Source organism: Weissella sp. DD23 (genome assembly GCF_001579105.1).
Lineage (GTDB): Bacteria > Bacillota > Bacilli > Lactobacillales > Lactobacillaceae > Weissella > Weissella cibaria.
In genome coordinates this window covers 491885-493039 of the sequence record NZ_KQ970390.1, presented here as the reverse complement: position 1 = coordinate 493039, position 1155 = coordinate 491885, and the positions used below count along the sequence as shown (strand labels likewise).

General features: G+C 37.6%; 3 protein-coding genes. 2 read left to right on the top strand and 1 reads right to left on the bottom strand.

What is annotated here, in order from left to right; translation table 11 throughout:
• The first annotated feature begins 199 nt into the window (after window positions 1-199).
• Window positions 200-475 (top strand): DUF2089 family protein, encoded by a 276-nt coding sequence (locus WEIDD23_RS02405; RefSeq protein ID WP_010373816.1) that lies wholly within the window; start codon window positions 200-202, stop codon window positions 473-475.
• Window positions 472-753 (top strand): hypothetical protein, encoded by a 282-nt coding sequence (locus WEIDD23_RS02400; protein WP_010373814.1) that lies wholly within the window; start codon window positions 472-474, stop codon window positions 751-753. Before WEIDD23_RS02405 ends, WEIDD23_RS02400 begins: the two co-directional genes overlap by 4 nt.
• Before the next feature lie 79 nt (window positions 754-832).
• On the opposite strand, the gene WEIDD23_RS02395 is transcribed toward WEIDD23_RS02400, so the two are convergent.
• A partial coding sequence (locus WEIDD23_RS02395) for an antibiotic biosynthesis monooxygenase family protein (RefSeq protein WP_062358722.1) occupies window positions 833-1155 on the bottom strand: 323 nt, incomplete at its 5' end.

The window sequence follows — 1155 nt, the reverse complement described above, 5'->3', positions numbered from 1 at the left end:
ATGTTGCAACTGAGGTCTTTGAGATTAGCGAAGGAAGTCTGTTCAAGCACACAAACTAATTTTTTACACTGACAGAATTTAATAAATATTATCCAAAAGTCACGTTTTAACAACGCGACTTTTTCTTTTTATAAATTAAGTTTGCACATTTTATTTAACATTGTTAAAGTTAAATAAACAATGTTAAAGGAGCGCAGTGATGGAATGGTTTTTAGAGTTGAGTACTGAAGATCAGGAATTTGTAAAACAATTGGTACTTTCTTCTGGGTCACTAAAACAATTAGCAAAGATATATGATGTGAGTTACCCAACTGTTAGAACAAGGTTGAATATGGTCATTCAGACCATTAATTTAATTGATAGTAAACAAGCTAATAGTTTTGAAGGCCGCATTATGAAGATGGTGATTGCGGAAAAAATATCGTTGGATGTTGCAAAGGAAATTATTTCGGATTATCGGGAGGCAAATAAATGAGTGATTTTAAAGGACTAATGATGGGGATGTTAATAGCGGCAGTTATTTATCTGGCGGATCGCTATTTGCCAAAATGGTTTGGGGCTGTACCAAGTGTATTATTTGCCGTGCTTGTTGGTTATTTGGTGATTTTCTATCATACGTCATTCTTCAGTGCATTAACACCGCTGCTAGCTGGTGAAGCAATTTTAAATGGTATTTGGCTAAGTAGCTTGGATGCCCGTAAGAAGAAAGTTCAACAGGAACTGGAACGAATGAAGGCCAAAGATTTATCGTAATAATATTCAAAATAGTGTTGTGACGGAAGCGTTAAATTAAAAAACACTGATTCATAAAATTGAACCAGTGTCATAGCGATTATTTACGAATGAAAGTTGCATCAGCGTCTGGTATGCCATCCTCATCGGATAAGTATCGTTCAACACGCATATGTAAATCATATTTTTCTCGTAGACGTGCAATTTCAGCCATCATTGGAGAGGCGTGGTGCACGTCAATGGCGGCCTGATTTTGCCAGGCGTCAATCAAAAGGATCGTTTCAGAATCATTAAGCGGTTGAAAATACTCGTAACGTTCATTACCAGGCATGGCGCGGATTTGGGCTACGACACCCGTTTCAAGCATCTCTTTTGCAAAAGCCTGCGCTGCACCGTTGGTACCGGTGTAATATAAATTAACGG

Excerpts from the sequence above, each read along its gene's own strand:
- WEIDD23_RS02405 (WP_010373816.1), top strand. The coding sequence starts at position 200 with ATGGAATGGTTTTTAGAGTTGAGTACTGAAGATCAGGAATTTGTAAAA.
- WEIDD23_RS02400 (WP_010373814.1), top strand. The coding sequence starts at position 472 with ATGAGTGATTTTAAAGGACTAATGATGGGGATGTTAATAGCGGCAGTT.